The following is a 21,602-nucleotide window of genomic DNA, read 5'->3' as shown; positions in this document are numbered from 1 at the left end:
GTACAGACGCGCCAAAAGACGCCAAATCAGCAGATGTTTATCCACCCTGAGTGGCGATAATGAGCAGCAGCTGATCATTTTCACGGACAGGCGTAACCGGCCATTGGTTTTTAGGAACCACGGTATTATTGAGCGCTAGGGCCATACCTTTCGGTATATCGGAAAATTCAAGGTCAAGTAAAGCCTGTACCGTAAAGGATTCGGTATCAAATGTTTTTAAAACATCGTTTAGGGTAATGGTCATTCCTGTTCAGATTTGTATCATTAATACACTTCAGGAATGAAAACAGATGCATACTATATGCACATGAGGATTCATCTTACTTTTCCCTACGCTGGTATTAACCAGATCAGGTTCAGAGGGTAACATCTCAGCCTGCATTACTGCAAACACCCCTAAAGCGAATACGAAGATACATTATTTTTGTAAAGTAGCTCACCTGGCACTTCGCATGTGTATTTTAATATTGTTTTATTTTGCGCTATCACTCTTAATCCTTTATCATTATGAATATAGCACCTGCAAGCCCTAACGACTACGATACTCTGATGCGTATTTGGGCTTCTTCTGTAAAAGCAAGTCATCATTTTCTAAAAGAAGCCGATTTTCTATGGTACCAGGAGATTATTGCTGATCAGTTCTTTCCTCAAGTACAGTTATACTTGATCAAGGATGCACAGGAAGTACCACAAGGTTTCCTGGGAACCGCAGGCGATATGCTGGAGATGTTATTTATTGATGCAGCTGCCCGCGGAAAGGGTTATGGCAAGGCTTTGTTACATTTTGCCATCCATACTTTAGCCATTAAGAAGGTAGATGTAAATGAGCAAAATGAAGAAGCGGTGGCTTTTTACCTGAGTCAAGGGTTTTCGGTACACGCAAGATCTGCACAGGATGGTATGGGCAAAGACTACCCGATCCTGCACCTGCAACGCCGATAAGCCGCAACCGTCTGAGCATATTCTAAAGAATTTCGGCCGCCTCTTTTTTTTGGAATCGTTTTACAATTACGGGTAGGATCAATCCTTGCCCGACAATCGTGATCAGTACGACTACAGTTGACATAAAGATAATGGCATTGCGCATCGGAAAAGCGGCTCCGTTGTCCAGTGTTCTGGGTAAACCGATTGCAATCGCCAGCGATACAATGCCCCGCATACCCGACCAACTGATGATCACGCTCTCCCGAAAACTAAGCAGGGCCTCTTCTTTGATCTTTCCTTTCTTACTGTTGAAGGCTCTTTGGAGGTTGATTCTTTGCAGGAATACCCTTGCCATACGCAGCAATAAAGCGAGCAGAGTAATCAATACCGCATACCCTACATAGGGCCAGATCAATGCACTGTCGATCTCCCGGATTACAATGGGAAATTCCAGACCGATCAGGATAAAGATCAATCCATTCAATAAAAAGATAATCAGGTCCCAAATGGTTTTGGATTGCTGCCGGAAGGCCTCCGGAAAGCGTTTCCGGCTGAGGCGCGCAATGCTTAAGCCCAAAATAACTACGGCAATTACGCCTGAAACATGAATTTCTTCTGCCAGTAAATACGTGATAAAAGGTGTCAGTAAAGTAAAGCTCAGCACCGCGAGATGATTATTGCGCACGGCTCTTAATAAAAAAGACAGAATTTTCCCCATAACCAATCCCAGCAATATACCGCCTGCGATGAGCACAAGAAAGGTCAGCGAGGCTTTCCAGGCCACAAAGGTAACACCGGTAACTGCAGCTACGGCAAAGTTATAGGCGACGAGGGCCGAGGCATCATTAACCAGACTTTCTCCTTCCAATATGGTCGTGGTATTATGAGACAGGCCTAAGCCTTTGGTAATGCTGATGGCCGCAACTGCATCGGTGGCAGAGAGAATAGCGCCTAATACAAAAGACAAGGGCCAGCTCATGCCCGGTATCATATAATGGGCCAATACGGCAATCCCACTCGCCGTTAAAAAAACAAGGCCGGTGGCCAGGGTCGTTATGGTATTGATATTATTACGGAATGTTTTAAAAGAAATATTAAAAGCCGCATCGTATAATAAAGGGGGAAGGAAAATAAGGAAAACCACTTCGGGGTTCATCTCGATCTCGGGCATATTGGGAATAAAGCCGATGGCGATACCCGCGGTAATCAACAAGATCGGATAAGACAATTTGATCTTATCGGCCCAGGCAGAAAGCCCCACCATAACGGCCAGAATAATTAAAACAATACTATAGTTTTCCATGTGTCGATACTCCTTTAGCAACATTCTGTTTGAATACGCCTTATTCAAAAATAATTAAACTTATCAAAAACCGACAACTGCCCTAAGGGTTTCTCAAGAACCTGCAGTATTCATATCCAACAATATCTTGCCTAATCCTTTATCTTAGCATAAAATATAGGTTATGGAAGTGCTTATTGCGGGCAGTACGGGTTTGGTAGGAAAGGAATTATTGCAATTACTGCTACAAGATCCTCAAGTGAAGACGGTGTACACTTTGCTGCGTAAACCAAGCGGAACCCCTCATCCTAAAGTTCAGGAAATTGTATTGGATTATACCCAACTACCCACTGTACTCGAAGGCCTGGATACGGTAAGCGCTATCTTTTCCTGCCTGGGTACAACCAAAGCGAAAACTCCGGATAAAGCGGCTTATAAAGCTATAGAAGTCCTGTATCCACTACAATTGGCACAATGGGCGGAAGAAAGAGGTACGGCACAGTTTCATTATATCAGTGCGCTCGGCGCCTCTTCTAAAAGCAGCACACATTACCTGCAACTCAAGGGCCAAGCTGAAACCGCATTACTGGCCTCTAAGCTGTCTAATGTATACTGCTACCGGCCCAGCCTGCTTTTAGGGCATCGAACCGAGCAAAGAACCGGGGAGCGCATTGGTGCGTTGCTCTTCAAATTACTCAAGCCGCTTTTACGGGGACCCTTTAAAAAATACAGGGCCATATCTGCGATCACGGTGGCCAAGGCCATGCTGCATCAATCGAGAAATACGCTGGCGGAACACCGCATCATTCTTTCGGATGAAATTGAATTATTAGAACAAGCATAATTGTATATAAAATGAACAGTCAAAAAATGCATGTATTAAAAGCGGAACAATACCAGACGGCGGACTGGACCGGCGGACAAACAAGCCAGATTTTTATCTTTCCGGAAGTGGCTTCTTATGCGAACAGGGATTTTATATTCCGCATCAGTGCGGCAAGGGTCATGGTAAGCCCTTCTGATTTTACCCTTTTGGCGGGATATAACCGGATTATCATGAGTACCGAAGATCCGATTGTATTACAACAAGACGGAAATTCATTTACGTTAGCACCTTTTATCCCTTTCTCCTTCGCCGGGGCAATACCCACACATTGCATCGGTACCACGTCCGACTTTAACGTGATGATGCGCGAGGGATATAAAGCCAGCCTGGAAGTAATCTATATCCGCAACAGTTATCAGGCCGAAATAGCCCCTCATACCATTACGCTCTTTTATGTTGCCGCAGCGGAAGAAGCCCTCTTTTGCCAAGAACAACATTTATCGCAAAAAGATAGCCTTGTATGCGGCAGTATGGCTACTGCCGAACACAAGGCTATCCCTTTTACTACCGCAGCGACCGCCACCTTATTGAAGGTAACGCTCTACCCGGAAGAGTATTAATTCAATTTTACTACATCGGTTTTGATACCCACGACTTTTCCCTTTTCGGTCAGTTCGTATACCACAACTAGCTCATTGTCCACAATAATGCCATTAGGATTGGTGCCGGTTGCGGAGTTATCTAACCATTTATCGGCCGATACTTTTGATTTGGCTATGGTTCTGTAACCAATCTTAGTACCGGCATCCTGTGTACCTTGTCCATAAAGGATTACGGCTTTTTTCTCATTACCGGCCAAGCTGGCCGTTTTAATCGTTTCGTCTTTTAACAATAAAAGCTGTTTGCCCGCTTGTGTTACCAAACGCACGCCGGGATTGCCTTCTACTCCGGAATAATAAGAGATCAGGTTGGTGTTGCCGTATCGCAAAGCCACCGGCCCTGTATGCGGACAAGCATTAATTTTCCAGTTGTCTTTATATACCATTTCGGGTGTGGAAAAGGTGATCCCGTTGTCGGTAGAGATCATTTTGGCAATGTCTCTAATGTTATCTGCATTCTCGCGGTAATATACATTCAGGTTTCCTTTTTCGTCGGTCAGCAAACCAAGGTTACAACAATCACATACAAATGAATCGATGATCCTTTCATCGCCAAAAACACCATTTTGTGCAATCACTAACCTAAGGTCTCTTTCATGTGGTTTGTTGGGGATATCTTTCAAGAAAACCACCGCCAATTCATCATTTGCCATTAAAGTCGCATCATAAAATCCTCTGATCACACCGGGCGTTGCGTCGTTATGCACGCTTTTGGGTGTGCTCCAGGTATTACCTCCATCTGCAGACTCGGTTACATAAACCTGTAATTCTTTTGGTCTGGCTGCTTTTACTTCTCCGGCATTTGCCTGTAACTGTGCGTCGGGATTGAAGGAAAAGGTGGCCACCATATCTCCATTCTTTTTAAACAATAATCTTGGTCTGGCCAATCTCCCGGTGCCGATACCGGGCGCTGCATAAATCAGTTTTTTATCAGAAAATGTTTTGCCTTTGTCTGCGGATCTTGCAAAATAATAGTTGACCATTCCGGCAGCATCTTTTTCTGTCCAGGATAAGATGATTTCATTATTATTATTCTGAAATAATGCCGGCAGGGCATAGGTTTTAGCATCTTCTTTATAGGTAATAGATTGTGCAGAACTGATCTGGCTGCCCATGATCAACAGGGCACTTAAGAGGAGCATGTATCGTTTCATATCATGAAAAATTTGTGTTTACAAGAAGTGCAAATTTAAACCATAAAACCGGACCATAGCCCCGGCAAATGTCATACAACTGTTATAAATAAGCACTTTAGCAAAACTTAAAGGATTGTGCGCCTGTATGATACCTTAATCTATTTTTTTAAACTTTGGGCAATAGCCGTATCTTAGCAATCGCAATCAACATATATTTATTAAAAATGAGTAGGTCTATAAGCATACTGGGCGCAGGATTAGTGGGTTCCGTATTATCTGTTTTATTACGCAAAAAAGGCTACGAAGTGACCATTTACGAGCGTCGTTCTGACTTAAGAACGGCAACGATAGGTGCCGGTCGTTCGATTAACCTGGCGATGAGTACAAGGGGTTGGAAAGCTCTGGAACTGGCGGGTCTACGTGAGGCCATTGAAGCGATTGCCATCCCGATGACGGGTCGGTACCTGCATCAGCAGGATGGTACCGCCGCCTTTCAGCCTTATGGCAAAAACGGCGAGGCCATCTATTCGGTAAGCCGGGGAGAACTGAATAAAAAGCTAATGGATCTTGCCGAAGAAAACGGCGTAAAGATTCTTTTCAACCAAACCTGTGATCAGGTAGACTTACAGCAGAATATCATTCACCTTACCGATCAGGAAGGCAAAAAGCACACAGTTTCCTGTGATCTTTTATTGGGTGCGGACGGGGCCTTTTCTGCTTTAAGAAAAAGCATGATCTTACAGGATCGTACGGATTACCAACAGTTTTATATCAACAGTGGTTATAAGGAATTGTGTATTCCTCCCAACCCGGAAGGCACTTTCCAAATGGAAAAGAATGCCTTACATATCTGGCCGCGTCATAACTTTATGATGATCGGCTTGCCCAATACAGACGGTAGTTTTACCTGTACCCTGTTTTTCCCTTTCGAAGGAAAGCCTTCTTTCAAAAGTATTCAATCAGACGAAGAGATTATGTCTTTCTTCGGGGAGCATTTTCCGGATGCCATTCCGCTGATGCCTACTTTACTGGAAGATTATAAAAATAACCCGACGTCCTCTTTGGTTACGGTAAAAATGTATCCATGGGCGTATGAAGATAAAGCTTGCCTGATCGGCGATGCCGCACATGCTATTGTTCCTTTTTACGGACAGGGTATGAATGCCGGTTTTGAAGATTGTTCTGAATTGTATGCGCTGCTGGACCGTCATGGGGATGATTGGGAAACGGTTTTACAGGCCTTTCAAGCCAATCGTAAACCCAATGCGGATGCGGTGGCAGAGCTCGCACTGAATAATTTTATCGAAATGCGGGACAAGGTAGCGGACCCGAAATTTCTGGAGCGCAAAAAAATTGAAAAAGACTTGGGTATCCGTTATGCCGGGCGCTTTAATTCTGTTTATGAAATGGTGAGCTTTAGCCATACACCTTATGCTTTTGCCTGGAATGCCATGGCGGCGCAGGACTGGCTTTTGACACAGATCATGAATGCCGGTGATTATTTTACTAATATAGAACAAGCTTCTTTTCTGAAGGATCTGGATACATGGATCGGAACCTATGAGCAAAAGGTAAACGGATAAGCTATTTTTCTACCGAAATAAATACACAATACAATATATGAAACACGCATTTTTATTTCCCGGCCAGGGAGCACAATTTTCAGGAATGGGAAAAGCGCTGTACGAGGGTAATGAACAAGCTAAAGCCTTATTTGAAAAGGCAAATGACCTTTTGGGTTTTCGCATTTCTGACATTATGTTTTCCGGATCTGATGAAGAACTGAAACAGACTAAGGTAACACAGCCTGCTGTATTCTTACATTCTGTGATTGCCTACCTGACGACACCGGAACTAAAACCGGATATGGTTGCAGGACACTCTTTGGGCGAATTCTCTGCGTTGGTTGCCTGTGGCGCCTTACAATTTGAAGATGCCTTGCTGCTGGTCTCTAAACGTGCTGCTGCAATGCAGAAAGCCTGTGAGCAAAATCCTTCTACTATGGCTGCTGTACTGGGTTTGGAAGACGCCAAAGTAGAAGAAGTATTAAGCACAATCACGGACGAAGTAGTGGTTGCGGCGAATTATAACTGTCCGGGTCAATTAGTCATCTCCGGCAGTATCGCAGGTATTGAAAAGGCCTGTGAAGCCTTAAAAGCGGCCGGCGCTAAACGCGCATTGGTCTTACAGGTAGGCGGTGCATTTCACTCCCCGTTGATGGAGCCGGCACGGGTAGAACTACAGGAAGCCATTGAACAGATGGCGTTCCAAACGCCTCAATGTCCTATCTATCAGAATGTGGATGCGCAAGCATATACAGAGGCTGCGGCAATTAAACAAAACCTGATCAACCAGCTGACGGCTCCGGTACGTTGGACACAGTCGATACAAAACATGGTCGCAGATGGCGCTACACAGTTTACGGAAGTAGGTCCTGGTGCGGTTTTACAAGGTTTGGTAAAGAAAATTCATAAAGAAGCCCTTACTACGGGCATCAATTAAATACTTTCTTTTAAAACTAAAAGGTCCTTTACAAAAAATGTAAAGGACCTTTTAATGCTAAGAGACTCTTGGTCTCCAGGGTATTTCTTTTGCTCCTTGCTGGTGTACGATATAGCGGGAGAGTACAAATAAGAAGTCGGACAAACGGTTCAGGTATTTGAGTACATCTTCTGCCACAAATTCGTTGGTATTGTTCATATGCACACAAATCCGCTCTGCTCTGCGACAAACGCATCGTGCTACATGGAAGGTGCTGGCTGCAATACTTCCTCCCGGCAAAATAAATGATTTCATCTGGGGCAGGGTATCATCCATCTCATCTATTCTTTGCTCCAGCCACTCAATATCTTCTTTATGCAGATCGGGTAATTTCTGTTTGGGTGCCTTCTCGGGATCGGTGGCCAGACTCGCTCCTACGGTGAATAAGCGATCCTGTATCTCTAAAATCCATTCGTTGATTTTAGGATCTGCTAACTGATCGGTACCCATACCGAGGTAGGAATTCAATTCGTCTACTGTGCCATAAGCCTCGATCCGGATACTATCTTTTCCAACCCTCGTCCCACCGATCAGTCCGGTGGTGCCTTTGTCGCCTGTTTTGGTATATACTCTGAATGCCATTTAATTTGATTTAAGAATACCAAATTTATGAATAAATTTGCGCTTATACCCTATAACGATTTGTCATGATCTGTTTTCCTAATGCGAAGATTAATATTGGTTTGTTTGTAACGGAAAAGCGCTCCGACGGCTATCATAATTTAGAGACCATTTTCTATCCGATACCGCTTAAAGATGCTTTGGAAATTATTCCTTCTGCGCAAACGGATATGATCACGCATGGTTTAAACATCAACGGCAATCCGCAGGATAACCTGGTCTGGAAAGCATGGGCATTATTACAAAAAGATTTTCCGGAAAAAGTACCCGGTATTACAATTCATCTGCTCAAAAAAATACCGATGGGTGCCGGTATGGGTGGCGGCTCTTCTGATGGCGCACATATGTTACAATTATTAAACAAGGCTTTTGCGCTGCAGCTTTCCGTACCACAACTGATGGACTATGCTTTGCAGCTGGGTAGTGACTGTCCTTTTTTTATACACAACCAGGCATGCTTCGCCAAGGGAAGGGGAGAACAATTATCACCGGTATCACTGGATCTTAAGCATTATAGCCTGCAAATCATATGCCCTTCGTTGCATATTGCTACCGCAGTCGCTTTTAGTCAGCTACAGCCTAAAGCTGCGGCATACGATTTGAGTACGATCGCTTCTTTACCTATAGATCAGTGGAAGAACCATGTGTTTAATGATTTTGAACCGGCGATATTTGCAGCATATCCCCTACTAAAAAATATTAAGGATACTTTGTACGAACAGGGAGCGGTGTATGCCGCCATGAGTGGCACCGGCTCTACATTGTACGGTATTTTTGAAAAGGGAAAGAAGGCAAATATTGGTGCGGATACTGCCGCAGAACAATATTATTTTGAATAAATGACTCCTTCCTGTGGCGCAATGTTATAAAGTAATACCCGTCTCCCTGATCTCATAAACCCGGCCGGCAATACTACGCACGGGAATAATGCCTCTGAGGGCATTACATACCCATACGGATTCTGCTTTCCCCAAAAGATCTTTGGTCAGGATAGCTTCCGTAATAAAACCTTTTGTAAGCAGATAATGACGCATAACACCGGCAATACAACCCTCTTTTATATCTGGGGTGTACAAATCCGGTTTACCCTTTTCCTTCCAGATGATATTGTAAATAGCGGTTTCCACCAGATGTCCTTTTTCGTTGTGCAGGATCATATCGCTGTATTGTAAGGCTGCAGCCTGTTCCTGTGCTTTATCATAAAGGGCTCTGTCGGTCGTTTTTAAACCACTCGCACGGGTACTCTGAATACAAATCCCCGAAGCAAACCCCAAGGTCAGGGTAATGCCCTCTGTTCTTTTAAAATCAGACACGGTTATGTTTACCTCCGCTTTTTCCGGAGCCGGATAAACTTCCAGACGCAGCTTTTTAGGCTGCTTCGGATCGGCCGATTGTTTTATTTTATAAAAACACTGCTCCCGGAGTTCATCCTCGTCTACATCGGTTTGGTATTGCTCCAAGCCCTTTTGTAACCGTAAAAGATGATGTGGCCACAGGTCAATGGTATGTCCATTCCAGTACATGGTTTCGATCAATCCTATTGCTGTTTTCATAGTAACGAAAGTAATTAATTTATAAGGTTTATTATCTTTGGCCTTTAAAATAATATATTTGCTATTATGTCTGAAAGAATATCAACTGATAAAGCACCCAAGCCCGTAGGCTTATATCCGCATGCCCGTAAAGTGGGCAATTTATTGTTTTTGTCCGGTATCGGCCCCCGCACCACGACCGACGAGATTCCCGATCTTCAATTAGATAAGAACGGCAATTTTCTGGCCTTCGATTTTGAGGCGCAATGTCGCAGTGTGTTTGATAATATCAGGATAGTACTGGAAGAGAGTGGCAGCAGTTGGGATCAGCTGGTAGATGTTACGGTATTCTTGGTGGATATGAAACGGGACTTTGCAACCTATAACCGCATCTATGCCGAATATTTTAAAGACAACCAACCTTGCCGCACCACGGTAGAGATTAATTCTTTACCTACTCCGATCGCGATAGAATTAAAATGTATTGCAACAATATAAAAGGGCTCAGGCCCATTAAAGAAAAGGCTGTAGCAAATGCTACAGCCTTTTCTTTAATCATAAAATATCATTTATTTCATCAACAAACTACCCAAAACGCTTGCTGCTCCGGTAGAGAGATTGTTGCCGCCGCTTAAGGCATTCAATAAAGAACCACCTCCGGAAGATGAACCGCCCAAACCTAACAACTTAGCATACTGTGATACGGTAAGCAGGGTTTTCAAGCTGCCTAAAGTTCCGGTATTCAATCCTAATAATTTTGCTGCATACGTGGTAATATTGGAATTGGCCAAAGAGGAAATGGCATTGGTACCCGTGATGTGTTTGGTAAAAATATTGACTAGTTTAGAATTTTGCAGTTTCGACAAGCCAAGTGTGTTGGTTAAGGTACTGGAAATCTCTTTCGCAGCACTAGCTACATTACCTATTTTCTGAACTGTTTTTACAGCACCTGCAGCATTGGCTACCGTATTGAGTATATTGCTTTGCGCAAAAGAAGCGGTGGCGCCAAAAAGGGCAAGCACAGCAATAAGGATGACTTTTTTCATTGTTTATTATTTTTAAGTGTTCTGTAAAGATAGGCACCAATTAGATGCACTCGTTTGCATCGGCCTGAAATAACATCTTAATAAAAGATATCCTTAACGCTATTTCTTAAAACTATAGGTAAACATTCTTAAGCGGATGGTCGTTCCCTGTCCTTTTTCACTACTCATGCTCAATTTTGCCTTGATGGCCGCAGCACGATTCTGTATATTTTTCAAGCCGTTACCCTTTTGTATTTCGTCAAGGGCATAGCCGATACCATCATCCGAGAGCTCCAGCACAATGCTATTATCCAGGTCTTCGAAAAAGCGCAGGTATATATTCTGTGCCCCGGCATATTTTACAGCATTATTAATCGCTTCTTTAAAAATAAGGATCATGTTACGGCTATAATCCAAGGGCATTTTAATATCTGCTTTAATCGGCGGTTCTTCTTCGATGTGCAATTTGATTCCGGTGTCTTCCAAAATCGCATAGGCATTCTGCTGGATCCTTAATAAAGCCTCTTTCAGGTAATTGCTTTCCTTTTGCAAAGACCATATGATATCTTTTGAGCCATGGTATAAAGATTGGGTATTGTTCCTGATTTGGATCAGAATATCCGCCACTTCCGTTTGTCCGTTTACTTTGCGTTCGGCCATCATCGTCAGCAAATTGATCCGGGTAATCTTATTGCCGATCTCATCATGAAAATCCTCTGCCGTCCGTTGCCTTACTTTGTTTTGCTCTTCTTCCCGTAACTTCAGCTCCCACTGCCTTCTGGCCTCTTTTTTATTACTGTACCAATAGATGGCATAAAAAAGGAGTGCCGCCAAAAGTAAGGTGGCAATGGCCTTGAAAATAGTTGTCTGGTAGAAGATGGCTTTAATGGTAAAGCTATATTTATAGGCGTTCTCACTCCAGTTGCCGTTTTCATCAGAAGCATAAATGATAAAGGTATAATATCCCGGAGGCAGGCTGGTATATACCACCGAGGTTTGATTGGTTTCTATAAAACCAGGATCTGCCCCTTCCAGTTTGTAGCGGTATAAAATCTTTTCGGGCGAAGAAAGCGATATGGCTCTGTAAGAGAAGGTCAGGTTATTTTGATCATGCTCAAATACGGGTTTGTAGGGAATTTTTGCATAGGGAATGGTACTGTCGCTGTATTTCCCCTGGGGTATGTTCCGCGAAAATAGCTGCACATTGTTCAGGGTCACAAAAGGTGTGGCGTATAAAGTGCGCTCTTTACTTTTGTTATACATGTATAAGCCTTTGGTGGTGCCAAACCAGATATTACCGGAGGCATCCTGGTAAGAGGCCCGTTCATTGCTTTCCGCTCCCGCCAATCCTTCTGACTTACCATAGCTTTTCAGCTGGTAGCCCCCCTTTTGCGCAAAAGTAATGCGGTCTATACCACAGCCTGTACCTACCCACAGTTTCCCGTCTTTATCGATCAGCAAATTGTAGGTATAATTACAACTCAAACCCTCATCGTGATTGATCGCGTATGTCTTTTTGGTATGGTAATCATATACCATAATACCATTGTCATCGGTACCGATGTACAGACGGTCTGCGTCGCCTGCCAGGCATTGTACCCGGATATGCTCCAGACCTTTGATACTATCTACTTCATGTTGTACGATGTTGTATCGAATCACCCCGTTTTTAGTACCTAAAATGATGTTGTTGTTATCATATTTCAGCATCCGTCTGTAAGCAGGATCTACATGTACCGGCTGAATAGAATCGGACACAATCCGGCTGAGCCCCTCTGTAGTAATGCACCATACTTCATTATTGATACTGGCCCAGTCTGTAATAAAAGGAATACCGGCCGTTTTTATTTTTTTTATTTTTCCATTATCAACATTCCATAAGCCCTTATAGGTAGCGTAATAAGTACCAAGGTTGAGATCATCGTGTATGGAAATAATACTGGTTGTAAAATCGGGCAGCGACATGGTCCGTATTTGATTAGTCTGCTCATCAAACTGGTAGATGCCATGATATCCGGTACTCAGAATAAGTCCGCTCCCTCTTTGAAAGATATTAATGATGCTTTTGGAGAAAGGGATCTGGCTATTATCAAATATTTTGAACGGGCTATCGGAATATTTGAAGATCCCGCTTCCGTTGGTTCCAAACCATACATTGTTGGTGTTGTCTATAAAAAGATAAAGGGTTTGCTCATCGGTATAACCATTCGCAGAATGTAGCTTGATGAATTCTTTTTTCCCATTATGATAAAGCCACAAACCATTACCCACTGCAATCCATATATTATCATTGGCATCCACCACCATTTTAGTGGCGAGTGTGGTCACGGCAAATTGAGGAAGCTGCGTATTGATGGCATTAAGTTTTTGGTCGGCCACACGATACAAGCCCTTTGTGGTAAGCACATACAGGGTTTTATCATGTTTGGCAAAGTAAGCTGCTAAAGCAAAGCCTTCGGGGATTGTGGAGAGCTGGGAAACCCATTGATCATTAATATATTTATAAATGCCTTTTTGCAGATAGCACACATAAACATACCGTTGATCATCCAAACATAAAGTTGTGATGACGCCTTCTGTAGGAATAAGGTCAAATCCGGTACCGTTATATAAATACAGTTTATTGCCTGAAAGAACCCATACCCTATTACGGTTATCGATCTTTACATCGGTGATAAAATTGTTTTCGGTTTGTGTGGTTAGTTTGTATTGCTTGAAATGCAAGCCGTCAAAGCTGCATAAGCCTTCGGTAGTACCGATCCAGGAGATTCCGTTTTGGGCAAAGCCGATTGCGGTGATGGTATTACCAATCAGCCCGTCGCTACGGGTATAGGTTTTGAATTCGCTGCCATCAAAGACAGAAGCCCCGCCAAAGGTGCCGATCCAAAGCCGGTTTTGGGGGTCTTGAGCAATCGTTAGGGCCTGAGATTGTACCAGGCCGTTTTCGGTATTATAATTTTGCAGGGCATACCGCTGCGCGGAAGCAAAGGTGCTTACAAGCATACACAGCAAAGACATTGCGAAAAATATGTTTTTCGCTAAGCATCTATATCGCCCTGTACTTATCATCAACAAAACATTATACAATCGTAGCCTTAAGCAACTCTTCTCCATTGAGGGTGCCCCTCAATTCATCATATGGCAATACGGGACCAACCCCTTCAGGCGTACCGGTAAAAATAAGATCACCCATTTGCAGGGTAAAATATTTGGATACATGACTGATGATTTTCTCAAAAGAATAAATCATCAGCGAAGTATCACCCGATTGTACTTTTTCCTCATTTTTATAAAACTCAAAAGTAGCCGTATCCATAGTCTCTTTAGGTACTGCTACAAAGTCGCCCACAACGCAAGAGCCGTCAAATGCTTTTGACAATTCCCAGGGTAACCCTTTGGCTTTTAATCTTTGTTGTACATCCCTCGCCGTAAAATCAATACCAATCGTCCATTGGTCGAAATAGTTCTTCGCCTGACGCTCCGGAATATTTTTACCATTTTTAGAAATCCTTAAAACTACTTCCGCTTCGTAATGCAAATCGTCTGTAAATTCCGGATAGTGTATAGGGTAACTCTGGTGTACTAAAGCCGTTTTAGGTTTTAAGAAAATCACAGGATTGCTAGGTATCTCGTTTTTTAATTCTAAAATATGGGCTACATAGTTTCGACCAATACAGATAATTTTCATTTTAAAATAACTAATGGGTTTGTGCTACGAAATTAACTATTTTTACAGATGTTCCAATAACAACCTTATGTCTAGAGTAAAAATAATCATTCCGGAGCGTATTCCGGACTATAAAACCACCTTATCCATAAGGGTCACGGACATTAATTATGGTAATCATCTGGCCAACGATAAGTTGGTCGCTTTGCTACATGAAAGCAGGGTCTTAATGTTATCAGCATGGGGTTACACAGAATTTGATGTGGAAGGCGTAAGCCTGATACAAGCCGATCTTATGGTTTCTTACCAAAACGAAGGCTTTCTCGGAGACCAATTATCCTTTGCGTTATATTTAACAAATTTTACTTCCCGTTCATTTGATTTATTATACCATATCAGTACAATTAGAGCCGGTCAGGTACTTACAATCGCAATGGCCAAAGTAGGATTAGTCTGCTTTGATTATGTCCATAAAAAAACAATCTCTATTCCTGCTGCATTTACTCAAAAATTCAGCCCTTAAAAAAAGCATTCATGAACAATCTTAGCATAAGCCTTATACAAACGGATTTACACTGGGAGCAAAAGGAGGAAAACCTTAAACTGTTTACACAACTTTTTACTCAGGTGCCTCAAGAAAGCCAGGTAATCGTTTTACCCGAAATGTTCTCGACCGGCTTTTCTATGCAAGCACAAAAGCTGGCAGAGCCCATGGACGGTCCTACCGTATCCTGGATGAAAACACAAGCGGCATTGACCCGCAAAATCATAACCGGCAGCCTGATTATTGAAGCAGAAGGAAAGTATTATAACCGGCTGATCTGGATGCAGCCGAATGGAATAGCCCATTATTATGATAAAAAACACTTGTTTGGTTTTGCGGGCGAACAGGAAGCCTATACCGCAGGCGAAAAGCGGGTTATTGTACAAGTAAACGGCTGGAAGATCAATCTACAGGTTTGTTATGACCTTCGCTTTCCCGTTTGGGCGCGGCAAAATCCGAAAACATCAGCCGAAGACGATACCCCTTCTTATGACATCTTACTGTACGTCGCCAACTGGCCCGAACGCCGCATTGAGGCCTGGGATACACTTCTGCGGGCACGTGCCATAGAAAACCAATCTTTTGTAATTGGCGTAAACCGCATCGGCAAAGATGGCAACGACATTTACCATAATGGTAGCAGTGCTCTAATAGATCCTTGGGGGAAAGTCCTCTGGAACGATACAGATAAAGAGGCCATTTTTACCTATACTTTTAAGGAAGAAAATTTAAATGAAGCCAGAGCGCGTTTACCTTTTTTAAGAGATCGAGATTCTTTTGTACTATTATAGCCTATCTTTCCGTTATTTTATTCCAAACTCAGCGAATTAATAAAACACTTTCGGTTGCGATATTGAAGCCTCGAAAAGATTTAGTAATCAGTTGTATTTAAATAGTTTAGTGTACTTATCAAGGCCATTATAAAAGACTACAATCATTGTATATAAATCCATACCATAAATGAAGCTAAAGCGACTTCTCCTTGCCCTATTCTTGTTGTTACCCCCCTGCCTTTGGGCCCAAATACCTACCTATACCATTGAAGGAAAAATCGTAGATACCGCATCTATGATGAACATGGGTTATACCAGCATTACCGTTATTAATCAGTCCGATTCTATTTTGCAGGATTTCACACGCGCTGATGAAGACGGGATATTCCACTTAAAAGTTCCGCAAGCCGGCGATTATATTCTTTTATACGCACATCCCACTTTCGCCAATTTTATCGGAACGGTAAATATTAGCCAGGCCAATACCAATTTGGGAGAAGTACCTATGATCTCTAAGCAAAATTTGCTCCAAGAGGTAATCGTGACGGACTCCAGGTCTATGGTCATCAAAGGAGACACCGTCGAATATGCAGCAGATAGTTTTAAGGTAAGGCAGTTTGCAACGGTAGAGGAATTGTTAAAGAAGCTACCGGGTATTGAGGTAGACCAAAAGGGTAATATTACTGCGCATGGAGAGAAGGTGCAAAAGATGCTGGTAGATGGTGAGGAGTTTTTTGCTGATGATCCGGCGGTACTCTCTAAAATGTTACGGGCAGCGGCGGTAGATAAGGTACAGGTTTTTGACAAAAAGAGTGACGAGGCGCAATTTACCGGTATTGATGATGGTACAAAAATAAAGACGATAAACCTTACGCTTAAAGATAATGCCAAAACAGGCTATTTCGGGAAGGCGGTCTTGGCCGGAGGCTCGCCCAGGTTTTATGAAAACCAACTTATGTTTAACGCCTTTAGAGATAAAAGGAAAATTGCAGCTTTTGCAGTTATGAGCAATACGAATAATGTAGGCCTCGGATGGGACGACGCCTCTAAGTATAGCGGTGGCAGAAGTGGTTCTTTTGGCGGAGACGAAGACGATATGAATATCAGTTCTTTTAGTAGTGAAGGAGGCGGAGGAATTGGTGGATCCGACGGTAGTTTTAGCGGAGAAGGCTTGCCTAAAAGCATCAATACCGGATTGCATTATGGAAATAAATTTGGCAAAAAGGATCAGGTAAATGTAAATGCAGATTACAGGGTGAACAGCTATAATCTTGATATAGCTAAAGATACCCGGACGCAATACATTATGCCGGACACCCAATATGTAAATAATAATTCGGCTACCAGTAAAACGAACAGCCTTTCGAACAACTTTAACGGAAGAACTGAGATTACGGCAGATTCGCTAAACAGCTTCATTGTGAATGTAAGAGGGAGCATTCTGAAGACAACTAAAAACAGCCTGAATACGGCCAACTATACCACCATGCAGGAACAGGCGATAAACGATAGTAAAAGCCAAACTAATGGGGAATCCAATACAAAGTCTGCTGATTTCGACTTTACCTATAGAAAAAAATTCCGGACTCCGGGCCGGTCACTTTCCGTAATGCTTAGGGGTAATTATACACAGTATACTTCCGAAAGTTCATTTTTATCTGAAAACAATTTTTACAACACCGGAACAAGTCAGAATTTTAACCAGCGTAAAACAGATAGTAATCTAAAGGCGCAAGGCAATGTACGGCTTACGTATACAGAACCAATCGTAAAGGAGAAGATATTCCTGGTGCTGAATGCCAACAGCAATTATATAAAAAATACAGCTTCCAATCTGAGTTTTGACAGGATTCCGAATACAACAATTGATACCTTCAATACCCTGTATAGCAGTAATTATGATTACAGCATTTTTACTAATTCTTTTGGCGCGAACCTCCGATTCAAATATGAGCAGTTAAAATTTAATTTTGGCGGCAATGTTGCTTTTGCCCAGTACCAGAATAACAATAATTTTACGGGTGCACTGTTTGAACGTAAGTATGTAAACTTTTTTCCAAGGGCCTCTCTGAATTACAGCCGGAAAAGATCGTCCAGCATTTCTTTAAGTTATAATGGCTCTACCACACAGCCCAGTATGGATCAGATACAGGTAATGGTACAAAATACCGATCCGCTCAATATCCGTTTAGGTAATCCTGACTTGATACAAGCCTTCAATCATCGCGTCTCTCTAAATTTCAATCAGTACAAGATGCTTTCGGAAAGCTATATCTACGGTAATATCGGATATAGCGTTATTCAAAATGCATTAGGGCAAAAACAAAATATCTCTTCCTCGGGGGTTAATACATACCAAACCGTAAACATCAATGGCAACTGGAATACCTACGCTTTTGCAGGCTATTCTGCAAAAATAAACCCAATCAAAAGCCGCATAGGATTTGGCCTCAATGCGAACTATGGCAATAATAACAGCTATCTGAATGATGTATTGAATGCATCCAAAAATACCTCTTTGGGTGCAAGACTAGACCTCAATTATTATAAAGACTCTACCATACAACTCAGCTATAATTTAAACCCGACTTATAATTACAGCAGCTCTTCTGTTAATATAAATGCTGTGAATAAATTCCTGATGACCCAGCAGGAGTTTAATGTCTCCTATACCCTCAAACAGGGCATTGAGCTTGGGTTTAACTTCAACTGGTTGTTGAGACAAAAGACTGCCGTACAGGATCGGAACAATAATGTTTTTTTGGCAAATGCCTATATCAGCAAGTCCTTTCTTAAAGACCGCTCCCTGGCCATCCGTTTCGAAGGCAACGATTTGTTTAACCGGAATATTGGGTTCTCCAGAACTGCATTTGGGAATTCCATAACGGAATCTACCTACAACAACATTCGTCGATACTTCCTTCTTAAGCTGAGCTGGAACTTTACGCATAGTAAAGCGATGTCCGGAACGAAAGAGAACAATGAGGGCAGCGAGAGCCAATCCCTTGATTTAAATTAAAAAAGAGTTGAAAATGAAGAAAATCATAAATATCCTGCTGTTGACACTCTGTGTACATCCTTCATGGGCGCAATTCTCTGCAAATGGATCTATCGAATTCACAAAGGTGACAAGTGTAAAAATGAATATACAAGTAGAAATGGGTGAAGAAATAGAGAAGAATGAGTATATGAAAGATTATGTAAAACAGTTACCCAAAACAAAAAGCGTTTTTTATAAAATGAGCTTTAATAAAAAACAAAGTCATTATTTTTTCGATAAAGACGGACCGGAAAAAGTACCGCTCTGGGGAGGAAAAGATCCGGCAAGTGAAAATATAGTGGTTAAAAACTTTAGCAATAATACCATTACCGCACAGAAGGAAGTATATGAAAGTAATTATATCATTCAGGACAGCCTGCCTAAATACAAATGGAAAATCCTGGATGAAATGAGACCTATTGCAGGATACAACTGCCGGAAAGCCATTACCACCATGGATGATTCGGTTGTTGTGGTCGCCTATTATACCGAGCAGATTATGGTCAGCAGTGGCCCCGAATCTTTTGGAGGGCTTCCGGGCATGATCCTGGGGCTGGCCATACCCAGGCTATACACCACTTGGTTTGCATCAAAGGTGAATCCGGGAATTGAAATGGGCGAAAATGAAATAAAAAAAATCAAGAAGGGAAAAGAGCTTAGCAATGAAAAACTCTTTAAAGAGTTACAGCCCAAGCTGAAGGAATGGGGCAAATATGGCGCAGCCATTTTGTGGAAGATCAGGGTTTAAACCCATCAGGCCTAAATAAAAAGAGGAAGCCAATGGCTTCCTCTTTTGCAATAAGAGATATTATGTATTAGGAGATCGAAACTTCCTGTGCCGGCTTATTGGTGTCCGGATTTTTAGGAAGGGTTACCCAAAGTACGCCATCCTGATAACTCGCCTGTACCTGATTGGTCAATACTTTACCATTTAACTGGAACGCACGTTCAAAAGAACCGGGTTGATATTCCTGATGGATATATTGTTGCCCGTTTTGCGTTTCTGCAGCCTGGTAACGAATGGTCAATACATCTTCACCGGTCACTTCTATTTTAAAACCTTCTTTTTGTAAGCCTGCAGCATACAAACTGATGATAAACTCCGTTTCGTTTTCTTGTATATTGGCGGCTTTTCGATGACCCATACCCGACATCCAGGGGGCATGTGCACCAAAGCGTTCGCTCAGTTTTTTGGCAAAGTCGCCTTTGCAGTTTTTAAATTTAGACCCGAAAAAGTCATTATTGTTCCAGTCTGCTGATGATTGTCTATTAAACATTGTTTTGATTATTTAAGATGGTTAAATTGTTTTGATTATTTTAATAAATAGGGACGATGGTTGTCGCCTTTTGTTTTGTTTGGGTATAGATCGGTTGTTGTGGCGCCTGATGATCCATAGCATGTACCTTTTGTCCCGGAGTGCCAAACGCGGCCGGTCCGTATCCGGACATATGCTTCCGTGCACGTTTGCCCATAAATTTACTGGCGATGGCCAGGATGATACCTATAGCTGCTGCGGCGATTAATAGCTTGAACAGGATGAATAATACCATAGATGCCAGACCGATAATGACAGTGGCTCCGATAAGGCGTGGCAGGATAAAACGCAGTTTGTGTTTCATAATTTTTTTGATTAAAGATTTAAATTGTTTGCTTTGTATTGAAGACGGGGACCTTGTTTTTTTACTTTAAAAAAAGATCTCTTTTTTTGAAAAATAATTGAGCATCCGCTTTTAGGAAACAAAAACTTTCTTTATTGTTTTGGTTTCTATTTATAGCGATTGCTACCTTTTGCCTTGATGCAAAAGGTACCGCCGAAAAAAATCAAGGCTGTATAAATCCATGGCTAAAAATCAATGCACAGAACACAACAAAATTGCGATGCGGGGCAATCGCCTTTATGAAAACAGGCATTTTGGGTCCTTTTGTTGCCACAAAAGGACCCAAAATAGCTGCATATATGCGGATAGTCCTATAAAAATATTTTCCACGCCGGTATAAAACAGAATTGGCGCGCCTTCGGCGCGCCAATTCTGTTCAGGCAAGTTTTTATTTTCTATCAGGAACACTTATTCCGCCATAAGCGTTGTAAGCGTTCGCGCTCTTCATCCGTCATATTCATCATGCGTTCTTTAAAACGCTCCCCACCACCAAAGCGTCCGCCGGGTCCCGGTCTTCCTTTAAAGCCGAAATGTCCGAATAGGATGCGGCATAAGGCCAGCAGGCCAATAGACTGCCAATACCCAATCTGTTTAATCCCCAGTAGATCGGGTAAGATTGCATTCCACAAAAACATCACCAGCCATCCGATTAAAAAAAAGAAGGCGATAAATAATAAAAAGAATGGTTTTCTGCCGCGTGTATGATTCCTCATTTTCAATTAGTTTTTATGAATACAATTCCCGGTACAAAGGTTCCAGCCGTTTACGCAGGTGCTTTACCGCATAACCTTTACGACTAATGACCGTTTTAATATTTTCCTGTTGCATATCGGCAATCTCCTGCAATGTTTTGTCTTCAATTTCATTCAATACAAAAGTATCGCGCTGATGCTCGGGTAGCTCTGCCAACGCCTCCATAAAGGCTTTCCAGAACACCTCCTTAAACATCGTTAATTCGGGATGATTACTATCATCCAAAAGTAAGACATCTTTTATATTAAATTCCCCATCTTCCGTTTCATAGGTATAATCTTCCAGAGAATCTGTTGTTCGTTTACGATATAGGTCTGTAATTTTATTTTTGGCGACAAAGTATAGCCAGCCGCTTACGCTTTCCAGTTCATTAATATTGGTCAGACGGCTAAACTGGTACCAAACATCCTGCAACACATCTTCTGCATCTTCCAGTTTTTTTACCTTTCCCTTAATAAAGCCCAGCAGCTGAGACCCGTATTTTTTGACGGTATCGGTAATAGACAGAGCATTGTTCTCGGGCATAGGTGAAGCAATTGAATGGTTCATACACAGGAAGACGGGCTTCCGGCCATTTTACTTTAAACTACTTAAAAATTTATCATTCAAAAGTAGCGCAT

The 21,602-nt window shown here is 42.3% G+C and carries 23 protein-coding genes and 1 riboswitch; of the genes, 11 read left to right on the top strand and 12 right to left on the bottom strand.

The genetic code is table 11. From position 1 onward, the window contains the following. Positions 1-37: 37 nt before the first annotated feature. Positions 38-244, bottom strand: coding sequence for a sulfur carrier protein ThiS (gene thiS / locus DBR32_RS12265; RefSeq protein WP_124636628.1), 207 nt, complete (start codon positions 242-244; stop codon positions 38-40). A 66-nt stretch (positions 245-310) separates the two neighbouring features. Then, positions 311-408: riboswitch (TPP riboswitch) on the bottom strand. Between the two features lie 99 nt (positions 409-507). Between thiS and DBR32_RS12260 the strand changes: the two genes are divergently transcribed. Next, positions 508-942 (top strand): GNAT family N-acetyltransferase, encoded by a 435-nt coding sequence (locus tag DBR32_RS12260; RefSeq protein ID WP_124636627.1) that lies wholly within the window; start codon positions 508-510, stop codon positions 940-942. A gap of 22 nt (positions 943-964) precedes the next feature. Here DBR32_RS12260 and DBR32_RS12255 read toward each other — a convergent pair whose 3' ends face one another. Further along, positions 965-2,227 carry a Na+/H+ antiporter gene (locus DBR32_RS12255; protein WP_124636626.1) on the bottom strand — a complete coding sequence of 421 codons (1,263 nt, stop codon included), beginning with the start codon at positions 2,225-2,227 and terminating at the stop codon, positions 965-967. A gap of 163 nt (positions 2,228-2,390) precedes the next feature. On the opposite strand from DBR32_RS12255, the gene DBR32_RS12250 reads away from it, so the two are divergent. Continuing rightward, positions 2,391-3,050, top strand: a complete 660-nt coding sequence (locus DBR32_RS12250; protein WP_124636625.1) for an NAD(P)H-binding protein — start codon at positions 2,391-2,393, stop codon at positions 3,048-3,050. Positions 3,051-3,061: 11 nt separating this feature from the next. Continuing rightward, positions 3,062-3,652 carry a HutD family protein gene (locus DBR32_RS12245; RefSeq protein ID WP_124636624.1) on the top strand — a complete coding sequence of 197 codons (591 nt, stop codon included), beginning with the start codon at positions 3,062-3,064 and terminating at the stop codon, positions 3,650-3,652. Here the strand turns inward: DBR32_RS12245 and DBR32_RS12240 are convergent. Continuing rightward, positions 3,649-4,845, bottom strand: a complete 1,197-nt coding sequence (locus tag DBR32_RS12240) for a sialidase family protein (protein WP_124636623.1) — start codon at positions 4,843-4,845, stop codon at positions 3,649-3,651. The genes DBR32_RS12245 and DBR32_RS12240 overlap by 4 nt on opposite strands. Positions 4,846-5,051: 206 nt before the next feature. On the opposite strand from DBR32_RS12240, the gene DBR32_RS12235 reads away from it, so the two are divergent. Together DBR32_RS12235 and fabD are read left to right on the top strand one after the other, a co-directional pair. Beyond that, positions 5,052-6,410: an NAD(P)/FAD-dependent oxidoreductase gene (locus DBR32_RS12235; RefSeq protein WP_124636622.1), complete on the top strand. Its 1,359-nt coding sequence runs from the start codon at positions 5,052-5,054 to the stop codon at positions 6,408-6,410. Between the two features lie 37 nt (positions 6,411-6,447). After that, complete coding sequence (fabD, locus tag DBR32_RS12230) at positions 6,448-7,329, top strand: ACP S-malonyltransferase (RefSeq protein ID WP_124636621.1); 882 nt, start codon at positions 6,448-6,450, stop codon at positions 7,327-7,329. Between the two features lie 57 nt (positions 7,330-7,386). Here fabD and DBR32_RS12225 read toward each other — a convergent pair whose 3' ends face one another. Beyond that, complete coding sequence (locus DBR32_RS12225; protein ID WP_124636620.1) at positions 7,387-7,950, bottom strand: cob(I)yrinic acid a,c-diamide adenosyltransferase; 564 nt, start codon at positions 7,948-7,950, stop codon at positions 7,387-7,389. A gap of 65 nt (positions 7,951-8,015) precedes the next feature. On the opposite strand from DBR32_RS12225, the gene ispE reads away from it, so the two are divergent. Next, positions 8,016-8,828, top strand: coding sequence for a 4-(cytidine 5'-diphospho)-2-C-methyl-D-erythritol kinase (gene ispE / locus DBR32_RS12220; protein WP_124636619.1), 813 nt, complete (start codon positions 8,016-8,018; stop codon positions 8,826-8,828). A 24-nt stretch (positions 8,829-8,852) separates the two neighbouring features. Here the strand turns inward: ispE and DBR32_RS12215 are convergent, their stop codons facing one another. Next, positions 8,853-9,542, bottom strand: a complete 690-nt coding sequence (locus tag DBR32_RS12215) for an aminotransferase class IV (RefSeq protein WP_124636618.1) — start codon at positions 9,540-9,542, stop codon at positions 8,853-8,855. A gap of 66 nt (positions 9,543-9,608) precedes the next feature. On the opposite strand from DBR32_RS12215, the gene DBR32_RS12210 reads away from it, so the two are divergent. Next, on the top strand, positions 9,609-10,019 hold the full coding sequence (locus DBR32_RS12210) for a RidA family protein (protein ID WP_124636617.1): 411 nt from the start codon (positions 9,609-9,611) through the stop codon (positions 10,017-10,019). A gap of 71 nt (positions 10,020-10,090) precedes the next feature. Here DBR32_RS12210 and DBR32_RS12205 read toward each other — a convergent pair whose 3' ends face one another. The 3 genes from DBR32_RS12205 to DBR32_RS12195 form a co-directional block, all read right to left on the bottom strand. After that, positions 10,091-10,567, bottom strand: a complete 477-nt coding sequence (locus DBR32_RS12205) for a hypothetical protein (RefSeq protein ID WP_124636616.1) — start codon at positions 10,565-10,567, stop codon at positions 10,091-10,093. 99 nt (positions 10,568-10,666) lie between these two features. Then, positions 10,667-13,564 (bottom strand): two-component regulator propeller domain-containing protein, encoded by a 2,898-nt coding sequence (locus DBR32_RS12200; protein ID WP_233559731.1) that lies wholly within the window; start codon positions 13,562-13,564, stop codon positions 10,667-10,669. A 61-nt stretch (positions 13,565-13,625) separates the two neighbouring features. Then, positions 13,626-14,234 carry a fumarylacetoacetate hydrolase family protein gene (locus tag DBR32_RS12195; protein ID WP_124636614.1) on the bottom strand — a complete coding sequence of 203 codons (609 nt, stop codon included), beginning with the start codon at positions 14,232-14,234 and terminating at the stop codon, positions 13,626-13,628. 67 nt (positions 14,235-14,301) lie between these two features. Between DBR32_RS12195 and DBR32_RS12190 the strand changes: the two genes are divergently transcribed. The 4 genes from DBR32_RS12190 (at position 14,302) to DBR32_RS12175 (ending at position 19,318) form a co-directional block, all read left to right on the top strand. Then, positions 14,302-14,736: a thioesterase family protein gene (locus DBR32_RS12190; protein ID WP_158605977.1), complete on the top strand. Its 435-nt coding sequence runs from the start codon at positions 14,302-14,304 to the stop codon at positions 14,734-14,736. Between the two features lie 11 nt (positions 14,737-14,747). Further along, the gene (locus DBR32_RS12185; RefSeq protein ID WP_124636612.1) at positions 14,748-15,548 is read left to right on the top strand and encodes a nitrilase family protein; all 801 of its coding nucleotides are present in this window, start codon (positions 14,748-14,750) and stop codon (positions 15,546-15,548) included. A gap of 169 nt (positions 15,549-15,717) precedes the next feature. Further along, the gene (locus DBR32_RS12180; RefSeq protein ID WP_124636611.1) at positions 15,718-18,549 is read left to right on the top strand and encodes an outer membrane beta-barrel protein; all 2,832 of its coding nucleotides are present in this window, start codon (positions 15,718-15,720) and stop codon (positions 18,547-18,549) included. Between the two features lie 13 nt (positions 18,550-18,562). Further along, on the top strand, positions 18,563-19,318 hold the full coding sequence (locus DBR32_RS12175) for a GLPGLI family protein (protein WP_124636610.1): 756 nt from the start codon (positions 18,563-18,565) through the stop codon (positions 19,316-19,318). Positions 19,319-19,385: 67 nt separating this feature from the next. Here DBR32_RS12175 and DBR32_RS12170 read toward each other — a convergent pair whose 3' ends face one another. From DBR32_RS12170 to DBR32_RS12155, 4 genes are all read right to left on the bottom strand, one after another. Continuing rightward, complete coding sequence (locus DBR32_RS12170) at positions 19,386-19,847, bottom strand: Hsp20/alpha crystallin family protein (protein ID WP_124636609.1); 462 nt, start codon at positions 19,845-19,847, stop codon at positions 19,386-19,388. A gap of 40 nt (positions 19,848-19,887) precedes the next feature. Then, positions 19,888-20,190, bottom strand: coding sequence for a hypothetical protein (locus DBR32_RS12165; RefSeq protein WP_124636608.1), 303 nt, complete (start codon positions 20,188-20,190; stop codon positions 19,888-19,890). A 437-nt stretch (positions 20,191-20,627) separates the two neighbouring features. Next, positions 20,628-20,942, bottom strand: coding sequence for a hypothetical protein (locus DBR32_RS12160; protein ID WP_124636607.1), 315 nt, complete (start codon positions 20,940-20,942; stop codon positions 20,628-20,630). 13 nt (positions 20,943-20,955) lie between these two features. Beyond that, positions 20,956-21,507 carry an RNA polymerase sigma factor gene (locus DBR32_RS12155; RefSeq protein WP_124636860.1) on the bottom strand — a complete coding sequence of 184 codons (552 nt, stop codon included), beginning with the start codon at positions 21,505-21,507 and terminating at the stop codon, positions 20,956-20,958. Positions 21,508-21,602 lie beyond the last annotated feature (95 nt).

The organism is Taibaiella sp. KBW10, from assembly GCF_003852495.1.
Classification (GTDB): domain Bacteria; phylum Bacteroidota; class Bacteroidia; order Chitinophagales; family Chitinophagaceae; genus Edaphocola.
The sequence above is the reverse complement of the archived record's forward strand: the minus strand, read 5'-3'. Positions and strand labels throughout refer to the sequence as shown.

Bases quoted from the DNA above. Each gene is read 5' to 3' on its own strand.
- DBR32_RS12225 (WP_124636620.1), bottom strand. From the start codon at position 7,950: ATGGCATTCAGAGTATATACCAAAACAGGCGACAAAGGCACCACCGGA.
- DBR32_RS12200 (WP_233559731.1), bottom strand. From the start codon at position 13,564: ATGTCTTTGCTGTGTATGCTTGTAAGCACCTTTGCTTCCGCGCAGCGG.
- DBR32_RS12215 (WP_124636618.1), bottom strand. From the start codon at position 9,542: ATGAAAACAGCAATAGGATTGATCGAAACCATGTACTGGAATGGACAT.
- DBR32_RS12160 (WP_124636607.1), bottom strand. From the start codon at position 20,942: ATGAGGAATCATACACGCGGCAGAAAACCATTCTTTTTATTATTTATC.
- DBR32_RS12255 (WP_124636626.1), bottom strand. From the start codon at position 2,227: ATGGAAAACTATAGTATTGTTTTAATTATTCTGGCCGTTATGGTGGGG.
- DBR32_RS12175 (WP_124636610.1), top strand. From the start codon at position 18,563: ATGAAGAAAATCATAAATATCCTGCTGTTGACACTCTGTGTACATCCT.
- DBR32_RS12180 (WP_124636611.1), top strand. From the start codon at position 15,718: ATGAAGCTAAAGCGACTTCTCCTTGCCCTATTCTTGTTGTTACCCCCC.
- DBR32_RS12155 (WP_124636860.1), bottom strand. From the start codon at position 21,507: ATGCCCGAGAACAATGCTCTGTCTATTACCGATACCGTCAAAAAATAC.
- DBR32_RS12245 (WP_124636624.1), top strand. From the start codon at position 3,062: ATGAACAGTCAAAAAATGCATGTATTAAAAGCGGAACAATACCAGACG.
- DBR32_RS12205 (WP_124636616.1), bottom strand. From the start codon at position 10,567: ATGAAAAAAGTCATCCTTATTGCTGTGCTTGCCCTTTTTGGCGCCACC.
- DBR32_RS12195 (WP_124636614.1), bottom strand. From the start codon at position 14,234: ATGAAAATTATCTGTATTGGTCGAAACTATGTAGCCCATATTTTAGAA.
- ispE (WP_124636619.1), top strand. From the start codon at position 8,016: ATGATCTGTTTTCCTAATGCGAAGATTAATATTGGTTTGTTTGTAACG.
- thiS (WP_124636628.1), bottom strand. From the start codon at position 244: ATGACCATTACCCTAAACGATGTTTTAAAAACATTTGATACCGAATCC.
- DBR32_RS12250 (WP_124636625.1), top strand. From the start codon at position 2,391: ATGGAAGTGCTTATTGCGGGCAGTACGGGTTTGGTAGGAAAGGAATTA.
- DBR32_RS12170 (WP_124636609.1), bottom strand. From the start codon at position 19,847: ATGTTTAATAGACAATCATCAGCAGACTGGAACAATAATGACTTTTTC.
- fabD (WP_124636621.1), top strand. From the start codon at position 6,448: ATGAAACACGCATTTTTATTTCCCGGCCAGGGAGCACAATTTTCAGGA.
- DBR32_RS12165 (WP_124636608.1), bottom strand. From the start codon at position 20,190: ATGAAACACAAACTGCGTTTTATCCTGCCACGCCTTATCGGAGCCACT.
- DBR32_RS12190 (WP_158605977.1), top strand. From the start codon at position 14,302: ATGTCTAGAGTAAAAATAATCATTCCGGAGCGTATTCCGGACTATAAA.
- DBR32_RS12235 (WP_124636622.1), top strand. From the start codon at position 5,052: ATGAGTAGGTCTATAAGCATACTGGGCGCAGGATTAGTGGGTTCCGTA.
- DBR32_RS12240 (WP_124636623.1), bottom strand. From the start codon at position 4,845: ATGAAACGATACATGCTCCTCTTAAGTGCCCTGTTGATCATGGGCAGC.
- DBR32_RS12210 (WP_124636617.1), top strand. From the start codon at position 9,609: ATGTCTGAAAGAATATCAACTGATAAAGCACCCAAGCCCGTAGGCTTA.
- DBR32_RS12185 (WP_124636612.1), top strand. From the start codon at position 14,748: ATGAACAATCTTAGCATAAGCCTTATACAAACGGATTTACACTGGGAG.
- DBR32_RS12260 (WP_124636627.1), top strand. From the start codon at position 508: ATGAATATAGCACCTGCAAGCCCTAACGACTACGATACTCTGATGCGT.